Annotated in this window: 16 protein-coding genes, 1 pseudogene and 1 riboswitch; of the genes and pseudogenes, 4 read left to right on the top strand and 13 right to left on the bottom strand. The window is 69.5% G+C overall.

The features are described from left to right. Positions 1-78: 78 nt before the first annotated feature. The 4 genes from mltG to nth form a co-directional block, all read right to left on the bottom strand. Positions 79-1,263, bottom strand: a complete 1,185-nt coding sequence (gene mltG / locus QAR72_RS00575; RefSeq protein WP_304615400.1) for an endolytic transglycosylase MltG — start codon at positions 1,261-1,263, stop codon at positions 79-81. After that, a complete protein-coding gene (gene fabF / locus QAR72_RS00570) occupies positions 1,260-2,522 on the bottom strand; it encodes a beta-ketoacyl-ACP synthase II (RefSeq protein ID WP_304615399.1) in 1,263 nt (420 codons plus the stop codon). The genes mltG and fabF overlap by 4 nt, the downstream gene beginning before the upstream one ends. A 195-nt stretch (positions 2,523-2,717) precedes the next feature. Then, on the bottom strand, positions 2,718-3,746 hold the full coding sequence (locus tag QAR72_RS00565) for an adenosine kinase (protein ID WP_304615398.1): 1,029 nt from the start codon (positions 3,744-3,746) through the stop codon (positions 2,718-2,720). Continuing rightward, a complete protein-coding gene (nth, locus tag QAR72_RS00560) occupies positions 3,743-4,405 on the bottom strand; it encodes an endonuclease III (RefSeq protein WP_304615397.1) in 663 nt (220 codons plus the stop codon). Before nth ends, QAR72_RS00565 begins: the two co-directional genes overlap by 4 nt. A gap of 223 nt (positions 4,406-4,628) precedes the next feature. On the opposite strand from nth, the gene QAR72_RS00555 reads away from it, so the two are divergent. Both QAR72_RS00555 and QAR72_RS00550 read left to right on the top strand, forming a co-directional pair. Beyond that, on the top strand, positions 4,629-5,288 hold the full coding sequence (locus tag QAR72_RS00555) for an OmpA family protein (RefSeq protein ID WP_304615396.1): 660 nt from the start codon (positions 4,629-4,631) through the stop codon (positions 5,286-5,288). A gap of 115 nt (positions 5,289-5,403) precedes the next feature. Continuing rightward, entirely contained in the window at positions 5,404-6,177 is a 774-nt protein-coding gene (locus QAR72_RS00550; RefSeq protein WP_304615394.1) for a FadR/GntR family transcriptional regulator, read from the top strand. Here QAR72_RS00550 and QAR72_RS00545 read toward each other — a convergent pair. The 4 genes from QAR72_RS00545 to QAR72_RS00530 are packed head-to-tail and all read right to left on the bottom strand — an operon-like array spanning position 6,174 to position 10,459. Then, on the bottom strand, positions 6,174-7,220 hold the full coding sequence (locus QAR72_RS00545; protein WP_304615393.1) for a glycosyltransferase family 4 protein: 1,047 nt from the start codon (positions 7,218-7,220) through the stop codon (positions 6,174-6,176). The two genes, QAR72_RS00550 and QAR72_RS00545, sit on opposite strands and share 4 nt — an antisense overlap. 4 nt (positions 7,221-7,224) lie before the next feature. Next, positions 7,225-8,160, bottom strand: a complete 936-nt coding sequence (locus QAR72_RS00540; protein ID WP_304615392.1) for a lysylphosphatidylglycerol synthase transmembrane domain-containing protein — start codon at positions 8,158-8,160, stop codon at positions 7,225-7,227. Beyond that, on the bottom strand, positions 8,157-9,713 hold the full coding sequence (locus QAR72_RS00535; RefSeq protein WP_304615391.1) for a sulfatase-like hydrolase/transferase: 1,557 nt from the start codon (positions 9,711-9,713) through the stop codon (positions 8,157-8,159). The genes QAR72_RS00540 and QAR72_RS00535 overlap by 4 nt, the downstream gene beginning before the upstream one ends. After that, the gene (locus QAR72_RS00530) at positions 9,710-10,459 is read right to left on the bottom strand and encodes a CDP-alcohol phosphatidyltransferase family protein (protein WP_304615390.1); all 750 of its coding nucleotides are present in this window, start codon (positions 10,457-10,459) and stop codon (positions 9,710-9,712) included. The genes QAR72_RS00535 and QAR72_RS00530 overlap by 4 nt, the downstream gene beginning before the upstream one ends. Positions 10,460-10,549: 90 nt before the next feature. Between QAR72_RS00530 and QAR72_RS00525 the strand changes: the two genes are divergently transcribed. After that, the gene (locus tag QAR72_RS00525; protein ID WP_304615389.1) at positions 10,550-11,104 is read left to right on the top strand and encodes a cytochrome b; all 555 of its coding nucleotides are present in this window, start codon (positions 10,550-10,552) and stop codon (positions 11,102-11,104) included. On the opposite strand, the gene QAR72_RS00520 is transcribed toward QAR72_RS00525, so the two are convergent. The 5 genes and pseudogenes from QAR72_RS00520 to QAR72_RS00500 form a co-directional block, all read right to left on the bottom strand. Continuing rightward, positions 11,101-11,853, bottom strand: a complete 753-nt coding sequence (locus QAR72_RS00520; RefSeq protein WP_304615388.1) for an ABC transporter ATP-binding protein — start codon at positions 11,851-11,853, stop codon at positions 11,101-11,103. The genes QAR72_RS00525 and QAR72_RS00520 overlap by 4 nt on opposite strands. After that, complete coding sequence (locus QAR72_RS00515) at positions 11,850-12,830, bottom strand: FecCD family ABC transporter permease (RefSeq protein ID WP_304615387.1); 981 nt, start codon at positions 12,828-12,830, stop codon at positions 11,850-11,852. Before QAR72_RS00515 ends, QAR72_RS00520 begins: the two co-directional genes overlap by 4 nt. Continuing rightward, a complete protein-coding gene (locus QAR72_RS00510) occupies positions 12,827-13,615 on the bottom strand; it encodes an ABC transporter substrate-binding protein (RefSeq protein WP_442953531.1) in 789 nt (262 codons plus the stop codon). Before QAR72_RS00510 ends, QAR72_RS00515 begins: the two co-directional genes overlap by 4 nt. Before the next feature lie 35 nt (positions 13,616-13,650). Further along, positions 13,651-15,507 carry a TonB-dependent receptor plug domain-containing protein gene (locus QAR72_RS00505; RefSeq protein WP_304615384.1) on the bottom strand — a complete coding sequence of 619 codons (1,857 nt, stop codon included), beginning with the start codon at positions 15,505-15,507 and terminating at the stop codon, positions 13,651-13,653. A 123-nt stretch (positions 15,508-15,630) separates the two neighbouring features. Beyond that, positions 15,631-15,829: riboswitch (cobalamin riboswitch) on the bottom strand. Positions 15,830-16,093: 264 nt separating this feature from the next. Beyond that, a pseudogene (locus QAR72_RS00500) lies at positions 16,094-17,359 on the bottom strand (IS3 family transposase). Between the two features lie 274 nt (positions 17,360-17,633). On the opposite strand from QAR72_RS00500, the gene QAR72_RS00495 reads away from it, so the two are divergent. Further along, the gene (locus QAR72_RS00495; RefSeq protein ID WP_304615383.1) at positions 17,634-17,810 is read left to right on the top strand and encodes a hypothetical protein; all 177 of its coding nucleotides are present in this window, start codon (positions 17,634-17,636) and stop codon (positions 17,808-17,810) included. Positions 17,811-18,087: the final 277 nt, after the last annotated feature.

Genomic DNA, 18,087 nt, shown 5'->3' with positions numbered 1-18,087 from the left:
CCGTGCCGCGCCGCAATGAAAAGGCCCCCGCACCAGAAGACTGGTCCGGAGGCCTCTCAATGTCAAATCCCGCGCGGCCTACTGGTCGGTCTGGACGGGGCTGTCGGCGGGCAGGCCGCGCTGCCGCTCGATCTCGCGCCAGCGGGCGACGGCGGCGTTATGCTCGGCCAGGGTCCGGCTGAAGGCGTGCCCCCCTGTCCCGTCGGCCACGAAGAACAGGTATTCCGTCGTATCGGGGTTCAGCGTCGCCCGGATCGAAGCGCGGCCCGGATTGGCGATCGGCGTCGGCGGCAGCCCGTCGATCTGATAGGTGTTCCAGGGCGTGCGCGCATCCAGCTCCGACCGGCGGATGCCGCGATCCAGAATGCCCCGGCCCTCGGTCACGCCGTAGATCACCGTCGGATCGGTCTGCAGCCGCATCCCCTGCCGCAGCCGGTTGACGAAGACGCTGGCCACCTGCGGCCGCTCGGCAGGAACCGAGGTCTCCTTCTCCACGATCGAGGCCATGATCAGCGCCTCCTGCGGATTGGCATAGGGCAAGCCCTCGGCGCGGTTTTCCCATTCGGCAGCCAGGATCGCCTCCTGACGCCGGGCCATCTCGGCCAAGATCGCGCCCCGGTCGCCGCCCTGCGACAGCAGATAGGTATCGGGCGCCAATGTCCCCTCGGCGGGGATGTCGGCCACCTCGCCGGTCAGGAAGGTCGCGGCCCTCAGCCCCTCGACCACCTGCCAGCTGGTCACGCCCTCGACCACGACCAGCGACATGCGGATATCGCCGCGCTGCTCGGCCTCGGCGATCACCTCCGGGCGCTCGCCTGCGGCCGGGTTGAAGCGCGCGACCTCCTCATAGGCGCCGGTCTCGGGATTGGTGTCGCGCAGCAGCATCACGGTCTCGCGGACGCCCACGCGCAGCACGATCTCGGTCCCGCAGGTCGACGGCCCGCCCGCCGTGATCACATCGACGATCTGTTCCATGCTGGCGCGGGGCGGGACAAGGAAGCTCCCGAATTTCAGATCGCCCGCACGTCCCAGATAATCCGCCCCCGCCCGGAACACATAGGCGTTCGAGATCGCCCCCTGCGCCGCCAGCCGCTCGCTGACCGCGCCCAGGCTGGCGCCCGGCGCGATCTCGACGCATTGCGCGACCTCGCTGATGCCCGGCCCGCTGAACTCGCGCTTGGCCCAGGCCACCGCCGCCGCCGCCGCCACCAGCAGCACCAGCAGCAGCGTCAGCATGTTCGAGGCAAGGTTGCGCCAGATCATTCCGCCACGCGCCCCAGGATCAGGCTGGCATTGGTCCCGCCAAAGCCAAAGCTGTTGGACAGCGCCACATCGACCTTGCGGCGCACGGCGGCGTTGGCCGCCAGGTCCAGCCTGGGCGTGACCGCAGGGTTGTCCAGGTTGATCGTCGGCGGGCAGATCTGGTCGCGGATCGCCAGCACGCAGAAGATCGCCTCGACCGCGCCGGCCGCGCCCAGCAGGTGGCCGATACTCGATTTCGTGGACGACATCACCGCCCCCGAAGCGGCATCCCCCATCAGCCGCTCGACCGCGCCCAGCTCGATCGTGTCGGCCATGGTGCTGGTGCCATGCGCGTTGATGTAGTCGATCCGGTCCGGCGTCAGCCCGGCCGAACGCAGCGCCGCCTCCATCGCGCGATAGCCGCCATCGCCATCCTCGGACGGGGCGGTGATGTGATAGGCGTCGCCCGACAGGCCATAGCCCAGAACCTCGGCATAGATCTTCGCGCCGCGTGCCTTGGCGTGCTCGTATTCCTCCAGCACGACGACGCCCGCGCCCTCGCCCATCACGAACCCGTCGCGGTCCGCGTCATAGGGGCGGCTCGCGGCCTGCGGATCATCGGCGCGCTTGGTGGACAGCGCCTTGCAGGCATTGAAGCCCGCGATCCCGATCTCGCTGATCGGGCTTTCGGCGCCGCCCGCGATCATCACATCGGCATCGCCGTAGCGGATCAGCCGCGCCGCATCGCCGATGGCATGGGCGCCGGTCGAGCAGGCCGTGACGACGGCATGGTTCGGCCCCTTGAACCCGTAGCGGATCGAGACCTGACCCGAGATCAGGTTGATCAGCGCGCCGGGAATGAAGAAGGGGCTGACCCGCTTCGGCCCGCGCTCCTTGATCAGCACGGCGGTCTCGGCGATGGAAGACAGCCCGCCGATCCCCGAGCCGATCATCACGCCCGTGCGCAGCCGGCCCTCCTCGTCCTCGGGCATCCATCCGGCATCCTCGACGGCCTGCTGCGCCGCGGCCATGCCGTAGAGGATGAAATCATCGACCTTGCGCCGGTCCTTCGGCTCCATCCAGTCATCGGGATTGAAGGTGCCGTCCGTCCCGTCGCCCAGGGGGATCTCGCAGGCATATTTCGTCGCCACGTCCTTGGGATCGAACCGCGTGATCGGCCCGGCGCCCGACTTGCAGGCCAGCAGGCGCTCCCAGCTCGCTTCGACCCCAGAGGCCAGAGGCGTGACCATCCCCAATCCCGTGACAACAACCCGGCGCATCCGCATGTCCTTCAACTGCTCGCAATTTCCGCCCTGATACACGCCGCCCCCGCGCCGCGCAACGCCACAGGCCCGCGCGGGCCAGCGCCTTCCCGCCGCCCCGTCCCGGTCGCAGCGATGCCCCCGGGTGGTGCAGGGGGGGTGCGGGGGGCTGGCCCCCCGCCGTCGCGGGACGCAATCCCGGGACCGACGACCTCAGACCAGCCCTTCGGCCCGGAACCGCGCCATGATGTCGGCCTCGGGGCGCGCGCCGACATGGCCGATCACCTCGGATGCCGCGATGCAGCCCATCCGCCCGGCCGCCGACAGGGAGCGCCCGCTGGCCAGCCCATAGATCAGGCCCGCCGCGAACTGGTCGCCTGCGCCCGTGGCATCAACCGGCACCACGCGCTGGACCGGCACGCTGACCCGCTCGCCCTCGCGGATCAGGATCGCATCCTCGCCCGACCGCGTGCAGATCACCGTCCGGCAATCGGCCACGGCCAGTCGCAGCGCCTCCTCCAGATCCTCGACCTGATAGAGCGATTGCCATTCGTGGACATTGCCGATCACGTAATCCATCGGCCCCGCGACCAGCTTGCGGAAATCGTCGCGGTGGCGGTCCACGCAGAACGGGTCCGACAGCGCGATCCCGGCCTGGCCGCCCGCCGCGTGACAGCATTCGGCCGCCTTCAGGAACGCGGCCTTCCCCTTGCCCTTGTCAAAGAGATACCCCTCCAGGAACAGCCAGCCCGCGCCGACAAAGACGGCGGGGTCCACATCCTCGGGCCCCAGCTCGGCCGAGATGCCCAGATAGGTGTTCATCGACCGCTCGCCATCGGGCGTGACGAAGATGATCGTGCGCGAGCTCGGCAGGTCCGACCCCGCGACCGGCGCGTTCACGAAGCGCGTCCCCGCCGCCTCCGTCTGGCGGGCATAAAGCCGCCCGATCTCGTCATCCGCGACCAGACCGATAAAGGCGGTCTTCAGGCCCAGCCCGCCGATCCCCGCCAGCGTGTTGGCGACGCTGCCGCCCGCGACCATGCGCGATTCGAGCCTCCGGTCGGAATGATCGTCGGCCTGCGCCGCCATCAGGAATTCGGACCGCTCGCGCTCGACCAGCTGCATGATGCCCTTGGTGATGCCCAGATCGGCCAGCCGCGCCTCTTCGGTGGGGGCGATGATGTCCATCACGGCATTGCCGATCCCGATCACATAGGGGGTCTTGTCAGAGGCGCGGGTCATTCGGTCTTTTCCTCATAGGGGCAGAGATCGGCGATCGGGCAGATGCCGCAGCGGGGCCGCCGGGCCTGGCAGACATAGCGGCCATGCAGGATCAGCCAGTGATGGGCATGGGTCTGGAACCGGGCGGGAACGTGATCCTCGATGGCGCGCTCGACCTCGTCCACGTCGCGGCCGGGCGCGATGCGGGTGCGGTTGCCCACCCGGAAGATATGCGTGTCCACCGCCTGGGCAGGATGGCCGAAGGCGCAGGACAGAACCACATTGGCGGTCTTGCGCCCGACGCCCGGCAGACTGGTCAGGGCGGCGCGGCTGTCGGGAACCTCGCCGCCATAATCCTCGACCAGGATGCGCGACAGCGCGATGACGTTCTTCGCCTTCTGGCGGAACAGGCCGATCGTCTTGATGTGCTCGGTGACGCCCTCGACGCCCAAGGCCAGCATCTTCTCGGGCGTGTCGGCCACGGCGAAGAGGCCCCGCGTGGCGCGGTTGACGCCCACATCGGTCGCCTGCGCGGACAGGGCCACCGCCACGACCAGCGTGAAGGGGTTCACGAATTCAAGTTCGGTCTCGGGCGCGGGGTTGGCCGCCTGCAGCCGCGAGAAGATCGCGACCTGGGCGGCGAAGGGCAGCGCCGGGGGGATGCGGGACAAGCGGGCCATGACCGCCCTCTTCTGGCCTCATGGGCGGCGCGATGCAAGCACCTGCGCTCATCGCCTGTTTGTGACGTCATTCCAGCGCCTTCACCGAAACTTGCGCTTCCCTTCCGCCGGGAACTGCGACAGCGTGACGCGCGTTGCTGCCGTGGACCGGAATCGGACCGCCAGCACAGGATTTGACGGCCATGCCAATCCGGCACAGCCCATCACAAGGAGAGGGAGCCGCATGAAACTCCGCGCCACAACCATTATCGCCGCCTCGGGGCTTCTGGTCCTGACCGCCTGCGCCGACCCGGCCATGAACGGCGGCGGCATGAGCCGCACCCAGCAGGGCGCGCTGGCCGGCGCCGCCGTTGGCGCCGTCCTCGCCGGCACCCGCGACGATGACAGCAGCGGCCGCAGCCGCGACGCCGCGCGCGGTGCCATCGTCGGCGCCGCCGTGGGCGCGGTCGCGGGCAACATGCTCGACCGCCAGGCCCAGGCGCTGCAGCAATCGCTGACCAACCCGAACATCCGCGTCGTCAATCACGGATCGTATCTGCAGGTCGTGATGCCCGACGGCATCCTCTTCGCGACCGGCTCGGCCGCCGTGTCCGGCCCCGCCCAGCAGGACCTCTATGCCGTCGCGCGCAACCTGAACCAGTATCCGAACAGCCGGGTCGAAGTCGTGGGCCACACAGACAGCACCGGCACCCAGGCGATCAACCGCGATCTGTCGCAGCGCCGCGCGCAATCGGTGGCGGGCATCCTGGCCGCCGCGGGCGTCGCCCAGAACCGTCTCAGCGCGGTGGGCGTGGCCGACACCCAGCCCGTCGCCTCGAACGCGACCGAGGCCGGGCGCGCCCAGAACCGCCGCGTCGAGATCCTGATCCGCCCGACGCAGTGATCGCGGCACGCATCTGACGAAAGGGGCCGGCTTGTCCGGCCCCTTTTGCATTCCCGCGCCCCCTCGCCTAATCTGAATCCGCCGCGCCTGCATTTCCCCGAAAAGCCGACATTCCATGCCCTTTGAAAAGATCGACGCCGCTAAATTGTCGCAAGAGGTGACACGCCAGATCGAATGGCTGATCCTGCAGGGCGTGCTGCGTCCGGGCCAGCGCCTGCCGGGCGAACGCGATCTGGCCGCGCGGATGGGCGTCAGCCGCCCCTCGCTGCGCGAGGCCCTGGCGGCGATGCAGGCCGACGGGCTGCTGGTCTCGCGCCCCAATGCGGGCATCTTCGTGGCCGAGGTTCTGGGCAGCGCCTTCTCGCCCGCTCTGGTGCGGCTGATCGCCCGCCATCCCCGCGCCGCGGGCGACTTCCTGCGCTTTCGCAAGGATCTGGAGGGGCTGGCCGCCGAACGCGCCGCGACCGAGGCCGGGCAGGCCGATCTGGACCTGCTGGACCGGATCGTCACCGACATGCGCCACGCCCATGCCGTCGCCAATCCCGAGGCCGAGGCCGCGCTGGATGCCGATTTCCACATGGCCATCGTCGAGGCCAGCCACAACATCATCGCCCTGCACATGATGCGTGCCATGCAGGACCTGCTGCGGCAGGGGATGCTGTTCAACCGCCCCCGCATCTTTGCACGCGGCGATTTGCGCGACCGCATCCTGGACCAGCACGAGGCGATCAACGCCGCCCTTCAGGCGCGCGACGGCCCGCTGGCCCGCCGCACGCTGGAATCGCATCTGGATTGCGTGGCCGAGGCGCTGGAAGCGCAGCGCAAGGCCGACGAACAGGACGCCATCGCACGGCTCAGGCTGCGCAACCGACCCTCGGACGAAGACTAGGCCAGCCGCTGCAGCACGCCCGAGACGACCCGCGCCGTCGCGGGCCAGTCAGGCAAGGCCGCCGCCGCACGCCGCGCCGCCAGCGCCGCGCCCTCGCGCAGCGCGCGATCGGTCAGCATCAGCCGCAGCGCGCCGGCAAAGGCCCCGGCATCGTCGGGCGCGACCAGCAGCCCCGCATCCTGCGGCACCGTGTCGGGCACCGCCCCGGTGCGGCAGGACAGGATCGGCAGGCCGCGCAGGATCGCCTCGTCAAAGACCAGCCCATGCCCCTCGTAGCGGGTGGCCAGCGCGAAAAGGCTGGCCTCGGCGTAAAGCGCCTCGAGCCGCTCATCCGACACGGCCCGGGCCAGTGTGATCCGGTCGGCAACCGGGCTGGCGGCGATCTGGCGCGCCAGCGCATCGGCATGGCCCGCCTCCCACGGAGTGCCGGCGATCACCGCGCGCCAATCCAGATCGCCCAGTTCGCCCAGGGCCGCGATCAGAATGTCGTGGCCCTTGCGCGGATGCAGGATCCCCACCGACAGGATCAGCGGCGGAACCTTCGGGGCGGGCGCAATCCGCACCGGCTGGACGCCAGGCCGGGCGACGGTGATCGCGCCGGGCGGCACGTCGTAGCGTTCGATCAGGATGCGGCGGGTATGGGGGCTGGGAACCAGCACATGCCGCGCCAGGCGCAGATTGGCGCGCTCGGTCGCTTCCAGATGCGCGGCCCGATCGGCGGGCAGCCCGCTTTCCAGCGCCAAGGGGTGGTGCACCAGCGCAACGATGGGCGCACGCACCCGCGCCAGCGCCTCGGTCTCCATCGCGCCATAGGCCAGCCCGTCCACGATGACCGGACAATCGGCGGGCAGGTCTGCCAGCGTGGCAAGACTTTCCGCCATCGCCGTCGCGTCGGCGAAGGGGAATTGCGGCGACAGAGGCACAAGCCGCATCGCATGGCCCAGTCCCTCCAACCCCTCAAACAGGCGGCGGTCATAGAGATAGCCCCCCGTCACCGTGGTGATGTCACCCGGCAGGGCAAAGGCAGCGGGGGTCGGGCTCATGGGATCACCTCTGTTCCGGGCGGGCGCGCGACGGGCGCAGGGCGGGACGCACGGTCGAAGCCCGCCCCGAGACCGCTCCATGGGCCAGACAGGCCCCGGTCCCGATCAGCGTCGAGATCAGGAAGATCAGCCCGAAGGCCGTGCTGGCCGCCAGCCCCGCCGCATCGCTGGCCCCCGCCAGCGGGAACAGGGCGGCCGCCGCCCCCTCGCGCAGGCCCCATCCGCTGACCGTCACCGGCACCAGCATGGTCAGCAGGATCAGCGGCACAAGGACCGCGATGGCGGCGGGTGGCAGGGTCGTGCCGGTCGCGCGCGCGGCAAAGTCGAAGGCCAGCAGATTCAGCACCGCGGCGCCCAGGCTAAGGGCCAGTTGCGGCAGCATCACGCCCGCCGGAAGCAGCGCCCGACCAGCCTGGGCCAGGCGCGGCATCAGCAGCACGACGCAAAGGCCCGCGATCAGCAGGCCCAGGACCAGACCTGCCGGGATCAGCACCTCGGCCGGAACGCGGATCTGGCCCGGCGCCCGCGCCGCCCAGACCAGCCCGGCGACCAGAAGCGCCATCAGCGCCACCTGCCCCAGCACGCGCTCGGCCAGAACCGCCCCGCCCGCCCGGGCAAAGCCCGCCCCCTGCGCGCTGCGCCAGGCGCGCGACAGATCGCCCAGAACGCCGCCCGGCAGCGTCTGGTTGACCAGCTGCGCAAGGAAATACTCCGACAGCGCGCGGGCGGGCGCGATCATCACACCAAGCGCACGCCCCACCAGCCGCCAGCGCCAGGCCGATAGCAGCGTCTGGGCCCAAAGCGCCGCCAGCCCCGCCATAAGCCAGCCCGGATGCGCCTCGGCCAGACGCGCGGCGGCGTCGGGTGCGTCGATCTGCCACCAGACCAGCCCCAGAATGGCCAGGCTGGCCCCCAGCCGCAAACAGGCCGCAAGGTTCATGAGCGCGGCCTTCCGCCGAAACTGCCAAGGATCAGGTCGCGCAGCCGGTCCATCGGAAAGGCCTCGCTGTCCGGCGGCGGGATCAGGCCGGGGGTCAGGCCCCAGGCCGCGGTCTCGGCCACCAGCGCCTTGGGTCCGATGACATGCAGCGCCACATCGGGGCGCTCGTCCAGCGCGATGCGCGGGGCGGCCTGATGATCACCGATGACCAGCATCAGCGGCGGATCGTCGGCATGGCGCAGGGCATAATCCATCACGACCTCAAGCGAATAGGCGACGGCCTGCCGATACTGGTCGCGCACGCGGTCGCGGTCGCGCCAGACGACCGAGGGCGGGTCGCCCTCTTGCGCCATGTCGTCGAATACGCTGCCATCGCCCACAAGGTTCCAGTCGATCATGCGCGGCACCGGCACCCAGGGCGCGTGGGACGAGATCAGCGCCACCTGCGCGAACAGCCGGCGCGGGTCGCTGCCATCGCGCAGCAGCCGGTCCAGGGCGGTCATGGTGAACTGGTCGGGCATCGTCACCCAGTTGAAGGGCAGCCCCTCATAGCCCAGATCGGCGGCCTCAAGCACGGTCTCGAAGCCCATGCGGCTGGATTCGGGCCAGGGCAGCGTGATCGCGGGCATCACGGCCGCCGTCCGGAACCCCGCGCGCGAGGCATGGTGGAACAGGCTCTGCCGCCCGCTGGCCAGGGCCGCGCGATAGCGGGTCTGGTCCGCGATCCACAACCCCTTGGACAGGGTGCCATGCGCCAGCCAGCTCTGCCCGCCCCGCGTGGGCGCGGCGACAAAGCCCGACCGCATCGCCAGCCCCGCCTGCGCCAGCCGCGCCTCGGCCTGCTCAAGCAGCGGCAGATGGGTCTCGGCGTAAAGCGGCGTGTCAAAGCTGGTGCGGCCATAGCTTTCGACGAAAATCAGCAGCACGTCGCGGTCGATGCGTTCCAGCAGCCCGGTGGCCCCAAGAAAGGGATCGTTCGCGGCCTCGGCGGCAAAGCGCGTCAATTCGCGCTGCGTGTTGCGGAACAGGTCGATCCGCCCCTTGGCATAGAGCGCGCTTTCCGCCCGGATCGCGCCCGTCTGCACCGGCACCAGCGCCACAAGCGCCAGTACAGCCAGGGGCAGGCGCAGTCGCCATCCGCCGCCGATGCGCGCCCAGACCCCCGCTGCCCACCAGGCCAGCAGCGCAAATCCCGCCAAGGCCAGCACCGCCAGCACGGCCAGCGCCACGCTTGCCACCACCCCCACCGAACCGGCCAGCAGGCGCAGGCCCGCCTCGATCAGCGGCAGATCGGCGCGCAGGTTGAAGCCTCGCGCCAGCGCGGAATGCATCGCGATATCGGCCAGCTTGTGCGCCACCAACGCCAGCAGCAGGATCACCGCCGGCAGGCGCAGCCAGCGCCCCGCCAATGCCAGAGCCAGCAGCAAGGCGGGCCATTCCGGCGCCAGCGGGAACCACTGGCCCAGCCCCGGGCCGGGCCGCAGCGGCATGGCAAAGGGCAGCCACAGCAGGCCGGCCGCCAGCAGCGGCGGCAGGATGCGCGCCGCGCTCATGCCCGCACCCGCCACAGATGGGCCACATCGACCGCGAAGGACCAGACCAGCGCGGCGCTGGCCAGACGTGCGGTCCAGATCGCCAGATCGTCGCCCGCCAGAGGCGTCACCAGAAAGATCAGCGCCGCGATCTGCACCACGCAGATCACCCGCCTGCGCTGGCTGAAGGGCAGATCGCCCCGCAGCCAGGGCGCAATCCAGCCCGCCGCGACAAAGACGTAACGCAGCGAGCCCAGCACCAGCACTTCGGCCCCGACCGCCGTGCCCGACAGGACATGCAGCGCCAGAACAAGGGCCAGCGCGGCATCGACCTCCAGATCGAAGCGCGCCCCGACATCCGAGACGAGGCCCGAGCGACGCGCCAGCCAGCCGTCGATCCCGTCCAGCGCCAGTCCGATGCCCGCCACCACGGCGACCGCCCAGCCCGCCGCCTGCCCCCCTTCCGGTGCGCCCACCACCGCGCCCAGAAGCGCAGCGACCATGCCCGCCCGGCACAGGGTCACCAGATTGCAGGCCCCGAACCGCTCATGCGGATAGGCGCGCCGCATGACCTGAGCGACACGCGCAAAGGCCGCGCCATAGGCCAGAATTGCGACCCCCACGGCCCCCGGCCCGGCCGACAGGACCGGCAGCGCCGCCAGCGTCACGGCCAGACCCACCATCCCCGCGCGCAGCAGGTCGGGGATCGCAAGCTTCGGATGCGGTTCGGGAAATCGTTCGGTATCGGTCAGGGGCAGGTCGCGCATGTCGCATCGAACGCCGCCCGTCCGCCCGCGTCAAGCGCCCGCTTCGCCGCATCACGCTTTTGCGCTATGCTGGTCCGACAGGAGGTCACCATGTCGCACCCCGGCGCACCCGAACGCTATAGCCGCCCCGCCATCTGGCTGCATTGGTCGGTGGCCCTGCCGATCCTCGTGATGATCCCGGCGGGCATCCTGATGACCGACGAGGCCCTGCCGCGCGCCACGCGCGACACGCTGTTCCTCTTGCACAAGAACCTCGGGACGCTGCTGATCCCGCTGATCGCGCTGAGGATCTGGGTCAGGCTGCGCCACCCCGCCCCGCCGCTGCCGGCCTCGATGCCGCGCTGGCAGGTCCGGGCGGCCGGCCTGTCGCACGGGCTGCTTTACGCGCTGCTGGTCGTGATGCCGCTGTCGGGGGTGATCCGGGTCCGCGCAGGGGGCTTCCCGATCGAGATGCTGGGCCTGTCGGGCGCGGGCCGGATCGTGCCGCGCTCGGATGCGCTGGCGGAATGGGCAAGCCTGGTGCACTGGGCCTCGGGGCTGCTGCTTCTGGCGGTGCTGGCCCTGCATCTGGCGGCGGCCGCCCATCATGGCCTGATCCTGCGCGACGGGATCTGGCAGCGCATGTCGCCCTGGCGGCGGCGCTAGGGGTCCAGACAGCCCAGCACCTGGAACAGAGGCCCGTCCGGCCCATCGGACAGATGCGCGCGGATCCCGAAAACGTGGGCCAGAAGGTCGGGCGTCAGCACGGCCTCGGGCGGGCCGTCGGCCGCGATCCGGCCCTGATGCAGCACCACAAGCCGCGTGCAATGGCGCGCGGCAAGGCCCAGATCGTGCAGGGCCGCGACCACACCGCGCCCCTGCCGGGCAAGGTCCGAGAACAGCGCCATGACCCGGATCGACGCCGCCGGATCAAGGCCCGCAATGGGCTCGTCCGCGATCAGAAGCGGCGTCTCCTGCGCCAGGGCGCGGGCGATCAGGACGCGCGCCTGCTCGCCCCCCGACAGCGCCGTCGCGTCGCGGTCGCGCATCGCGCCCAGGCCAAGCGCCGCCATCGCGGCCTCGGTTGCGGCGCGGTCCCGGGGCGCGGCCCCCTCGCCATGCGCGATCCGGCCAAGCGCCACCACCGCACCCACGGGCATGGGCCAGGCGATCTCGCGCCCCTGCGGCAGATAGGCGGCGCGCCGCGCCCGTGCGACCGGCGCCAGCTCTGCCAGCGAGGCGCGCCCGCGCGCAGGCAAAAGCCCCATCGCCGCGCGCAGCAGCGTCGTCTTGCCCGACCCGTTCGGCCCCAACAGGCCTACGAACTCGCCCGGCCCCACCGACAGGTCGATCCCGTCCAGAACCGGACAGGCGCCGCGATGGACCGACAGGCCGGACAGCGTCATCAGGCTCATGGCATCTGCCTTCTCAGCCGCAGGATCAGGTGCAGGAAGAAGGGCGCGCCGATCAGCGCGGTCAGAACGCCCAGTTTCAGGTCGCGCTCGGGCAGGATCAGGCGCACCGCGATATCGGCGGCCAGCACCATCGCCGCACCGCCAAGCGCCGAGACCGCCATCAGCCGCCCCGGATCGCCGCCCACCGCGCGGCGCAAGAGATGCGGCACGACCAGCCCGACGAAGCCGATCGCCCCCGACACGGCCGTGGCTCCGCCGACCAGCGCCGCGGAGCCAAGCGCCAGCCTCACCCGCAGGCGCGGCAGGCTGACGCCCATGCTGGCGGCGGCATCCTCGCCCAGGGACAGGGCCCGCAGGCCGCGACCCAGGGGCCAGAGGATCAGCGCCCCGGCCGCCATCACCGGCAGCGCGATCTGCACATGCAGCATCGAGCGGTCGGCCAGCGAGCCCATCATCCAGAAGACGATCTCGTTCGCCGCAAAAGGGTTGGGCGACAGGTTCAGGACCAGCGAGGTCAGCGCCCCGGCCAGCGCCGAGACCGCGATCCCAGCAAGGATCAGCGCCAGCGCGCCGCCCCGCGGCCCGGCCATCGCCAGAACCAGCGCGACCGACAGCCCCGCCCCCGCCAGCGCCGCGCCCGGCAGCGCCAGAGGCAGCGCGGCCGCCATCCCCGTCTGGATCGCCAGAACCGCCCCAAGCGAGGCCATGGCCGATGTGCCGATCAGCCCGGGCTCGGCCAGAGGGTTGCGCAGAAAGCCCTGCATCGCCGCCCCCGCCAGCCCGAGCGCAGCCCCCACCGCCGCGCCCAGGATCGCACGCGGCAGGCGCAATTCCTGCATGACCAGAACCAGCAGCGGATCGCCGTGCCCGAAAAGCGCCGCCAGCGCGGCACCCGGCGGATGCCAGACCGCCCCGACCAGCAACGATGCCATCGCCAGCGCCAGAACCAGCGCCGATAGGGCCAGCATCAGCCTCATGACGCGCCCTCCGCCAAACGCGCGACCGCGCGCAGGACATGGGGCGTCCCGCAGACCCAGTCGCTGTCCGACACGGCCTCGGCGCCCGCCTCGGCGGTCAGGGCGCGCAGGGCGGGGTGGCTCAGGATCTCTTCGGCGCGCGAGCCGCCGGGATAGGGCTGGCTGGTCACGATCAGGTCGGGCCGGGCCATGACCAGCCGTTCCAGCCGCAGGACGCCGCCCTGCGACAGGCCCAGTTCGGCGGCGACATTCGACAGGCCCGCCGCCGACAGGATCGCATCGGCCAGGCTGCCCCGGCCCAATGTGTAGCCGTTCGCCGCATAAAGCGCCGCCCGCCGCCCCGAAGGCGGCGCCGAGGCCAGCGCCGCCAGATCCGCATCGAACCGCTGGATGATCGCCCCGGCCTCGGCCTCGCGGCCCAGAACCTCGCCCATAAGGCGCAGATTGTCGCGGATGCCCTCCATGTCGTTCTCGGGCGGAAAGACCGCGACCGGGATGCCCAGCCGGCGCAGCATGTCCAGCGTCACCGGCGCGCTGAACATGCTGGCCAGAACCAGATCGGGGCGATGGCGCAGGATGTCCTCGGCCTGGCCGTAATTCGCGGGCAGCGACGCGGCCTCGTCCACCATGGCCGAGACCAGCGGATCGCGCGCCATGTGGCTGACCGACACTAGCTGCCCCGGCGCCGCGACCAGCATCGCCAGCTGGTCGGTGCAAAGGTTCATCGACAGGACCCGCAAAGGCGCGGCCTGCGGCGCGGGATCGGCGAGCGCCGGTCCCGTCATCGCCAGCAGGGCCAGCGCAAGGGCGGGCCAGCCAATCACCAGCGGGCCTGCAACCCGATATGGGCAGTGCGGTCCTGGCTGGCATAGCCCCAGACATCCGAATAGGCGCGGTCGAACAGGTTCACCACCCGCGCCGTCGCCCGCACATTCGGGGTCAGATCATAGCCCGCCGCGACGTTCACGACCGTATAGGCGGGCAATTCGCGCGTCTCGAAATCGCCCCAGAACTGCGTGTCCGGCAGCCCCGAGACCCGCCGCACCTCGCCCGAGAGCTGCCCGCGCCCGTCCAGCACCGACAGCGTGGCATTCAACCCGGCCTCGTGGCGGGGGCGGCGGATCTCGACGCTGCCATCGGGGTTCTTCGCGTCCAGATAGGTATAGCTGGCGCCAATCGTCAGCGCATCGGTCGGCGCCAGCCGCGCGGACATTTCGACCCCCTCGCGCGGGCTGCGGCCCGACTGGTTGCGATACGAGAAATCGCCCGAGGGCGTCGCGAAGAACTCGATCTCGTCCTCGAGGCTTTCGCGGAACCAGGTCAGCCCGACCAGCCCGCCCTGCGGCCATTGCCACTCGACCCCCAGATCGACGCCCCGGTTCTGCTCGGGCCGCAGATCAGGATTGCCAATCGTGCCGAAACCGCCGAAAAGCTCGGTGAACGAGGGGTTCACAAGCCCGGTCCCGGCCGAACCGTGCAGCCGCAGCGGAAGGTCCGGCGCCTGCCAAGACAGCGCCACGTTCCAGCTTGTGAAATCGCCAAAGGCGCGGTTGTCGTCGTGGCGCAGCCCGGCCTGGACATCCAGCCCGTCCAGCCGCGCGCGATATTCCAGCGCGACAGAATTCACCGCGCGCCGCTGATCGGGGGCAACGCTGTTCGTGTCGCGCTGCCGCTCGGCCAGAAGGTTCAGCAGATGGCGCGCATCCAAGGCCCGCCCGTCCAGCCCGACCGAGGCGCGGTATTTCAGCGTCCGCGTCTCGCCGCGCCTTTGCGGACCGTCATTCTCGCTGGCCCGGTCACGGCTCTGCTGCCATTGCAGGCGCTGCGTCACGCGCCCGTCGAACCGCTCCAGCTCGGCCCAGAGCGCGGCGCGCAGGCCGTCGCGCTGTCCGAAAAGCGGCGCGTCGACGATGTAGCTGTCGGCATCCGTCGCCGCCCAGTCGGGATTTTCGGCGTCGTAATCATAGCGCAGTCGCTCGCGCCGCAGCGTCGCGCCGATCCGCAGGCTGTCGGTCGCAGCGACATCGCCGGAAATCGTGGCGCTGCGGCTGTTCAGCCCGTCCCGTTCGCCGCCATCCCCGGAATGATCGAAGCCCCGATCGTTGCGGGCCGCAAGGCTCAGCGCCAGACCGCCACGCTCGCCGCGCTGCGTGACCCAGCCCGAGCCGGCCGCGCCGTTGCCGACCTCGACGCTGCCGCCATGTCCGCGCCCCTGTTCCGCCCGGCGAGTGATGATGTTGATGACCCCGCCCGAGGCGTTCGAGCCGTAGATCACCGATTGCGGCCCGCGCAGAACCTCGATCCTATCGATATCGTTGGTGCCGAGCCCTGAAAAGACATGGGAATCCGAGCCCCCCGAAGCCTCGATCCCGTCGATCAGGACCAGCGTGTGATTGGCTTCGCCGCCCCGGATGCGGACCTGCGTCAGACTGCCCCCGCTGCTGCTGACCGAGACGCCCGGCAGCGCGCGCAACGCATCCTCGACGGTGACAAGGCCGCGCTCTTCGATCTCGGCGCGGGTGACGACGCTGTAGGCTCGGGCATAGCCGTCGGCGGGCACCGGGGTCAGGCCCCCCGACAGGACGATCTCGTCCAGCAGGAAGGGCTGTGGGTCGGCCATGGCAGGCAGGGCAGGAGAAACGGCGCCAAGCGCCAGAACAGCAAGCGTGCGACGCATCCGGTCGGACCTTTCGCATGGCAGGCAAAGCCTGCGGCAAACAGAAATGTCCTGCAGCGGCGCCGCAGAACGGTGACTGTCACCTCTGCGGATCGACCGCTTTCCTGGCGCGCCCCGCACCGGAAATGGGTGATCGCTGCGGCAGGTCTCCTGGCTTGCGGGTCTGGGCTGGGGTCCGCCTTCCCGGATCGCTCCAGTGGCATGATGGACCGTCGCTCGCCGCTTACAGTTGCGGGGGCAGCTGCGGCCTTGCCCCTGACGGGGCGCACCGGCATTCCCTTTTCATCCGGCCAGCGCCGGAACCGTAGCAGCGCCCATCTGCGACGGATGACCGCATCCTGTCAACGGCTTTCGCGGGCGCGTGTTATTCCAAGCATAGTTTGTGCCAGGAACGAGGAGTTGACTCACAAAATCAATGTTCCTCCCTCACCTCGGAGCAAAGTTTATTCGAGTTCGGGACGCGGTCCTACGCACTCGGAGCCGTGGCAAAGAAAAAGGGCCTGCATATGCGGGCTCTGTGGCTCGATCATTCAATTCAACACGAGTGGCCTGCCCCCTCAAACGTCCCCGAGCTGCCACTGTTCTTTCATCCAGCCGCGACCGGAGCCGGTTGTTGATTTACGCCCTCTGGCGTGGGTTGAGCAATCGCCCGGCGCACGGAGCCCTGATCGCGTGCAGCGGGTCGGGCGATTGCGGTGGTCAGATGCAAGGCGAAGCCTGCGGGGGTCTGGTATCAAGGGCCGAATGGGGCATTGCGGTGTTGTAGCCTGTGACCCAGACCGCGATGAGGTTGCGGGCATGGGCGAGGTTACGAAACTGCGTCTCGTGCAAGAACTCGTTCCGCATCCTGCCGTTAAGGCTTTCTACAAAGCCATTCTGCATCGGCTTGCCCGGCGCGATGTAACGCCACTCGACCTTTTGCTCGGCGCACACTTCAGAATCGCGTTCGAGGTCCGTTCCGTCCTATTATCGCTGACGATCATCCCAAGCTTGTCGCGGCGTTCGATCAGCGCGGTCATCTCCCGCGCTACGCGGCAGCCATCGATCGAGGGTGAGCCATCGTGCCGCCACCGGTTCGAGGCCGATCGCGACCGGATTGGCGGCAATGCATTCCCGCGTGGCGTCATCAACTACGTTCAGCACGCGGAAGCGTCGCCGGCAGGCGAACTGGTCATGCCCATTCGACGGGAAAGCAGCCCCCGGAACTTTTTTTGATCCGTCTAATTCCAGTGACCAGCGCGCATTGGCCCGTCCCTCCATCAGGATCGGGGCCTTTTGCCAAGGGCCTTGCGGCGTGCTTTGCGTTTACGGACCGTTAACCCTTCCTCGCGGTAGAGCCGGTAGATGCGGTTGATCCCCGACGCCTCACCCTCCCGCCTGAGCAGGACGAAGAGCCGCAGATATCCGAACCGTCGCCACTCATTGGCCAGATCCCGCAATCGGCCCGGCAGCGCCGTGTATGGCGCACGATGCGGCTCGTAGCGCACCATCTTGCGGTCCGCCCCGGCAATCTGACACGCCCGCCGCTCCGACAGCCCGCGATGGGACTTCAGATGCGCGACAGCCTCACGCTTCGCGACGGGCGTCACCAGTTTTTCGACAGCAGTTCCTTCATCGCAGCCATGTCGAGCATCTGCTCGGCCAAGAGCCGCTTCAGATTCGCGCTCTCATCTTCCCGTGCCTTCAGCCGCTTGGCCTCAGACACCGTCATCCCGGAATACTTCGCCTTCCAGGCATAGAACGTCCGTTCCGACCTCCCATGCTTGCGGCAGAGATCAGCACAATTCGCGTCTGCCTCATACTCCTCCAAAATGCCAATGATCTGCTCTTCCGTTAGTCGCGCCTTCTTCATCATCCGTCCTCTCCATGGGCCGGACTCTAATCGCAGATGGAGAAAAAATCCCGTGGCAGGTCAAAGGTCGTCAAGCGGCCCGGGGAGCGACAAAGCGCCATTATCCACCAAATCGATACACAGGAAATCGGCATCGAACGGCGCGTGAATCACCTCGCCATCCCTCTCCGACACACCAAAGGCTCGCAGGTAATCCCGGCCGAAATGCCGTTAGATCAGCCCGAACCAGCGGTTAGGACTAGGCATTGTCGCGGAGCGGCGGGTTCTTCTGGTGATGTTCGAAGATCAGCCGCTGCGGGTCGTGATCGCGTCCGACGACATAGCCGCGGTGGCAGGCACAGTGATCAACCGGCTGCAATTCGGCGGGCTCAGCGAGTTCAGCCCTCCCGTGCGACCCGACTTGGCTTTTCACGCAGAACTGCCAGCCTTCATGCTGCTCGGCCTTAGCTAGGCGCTCGTCGCGACTACGTTGATGAGCGGCATCTTCCGGGCCGACGCGCTCGGAACCCGCCTCATGTCCCGTCTCGACTGGCCAAGCTGGTGGCGACCCGCCTTTGCGGAACTGGCACTCGGAATGATCGCGATCCCGTTTTCCGCATTTCATCGGTGTTGGAACGAGACACCGCCGCAGCGCTCTCCGGCGACGTCAGGCTAGCGCAGGCCATCTTGTTCGCGGCTGTGAAGGCTATTGCAGTCGCCATCACACTTGGCGGGCGGATGGGCGGGGG

The organism is Paracoccus sp. (in: a-proteobacteria), assembly GCF_030604785.1.
Classification (GTDB): Bacteria; Pseudomonadota; Alphaproteobacteria; order Rhodobacterales; family Rhodobacteraceae; genus Paracoccus.
Note: the sequence above shows the minus strand (reverse complement) of the source record. Positions and strands in the feature narration are given on the sequence as shown.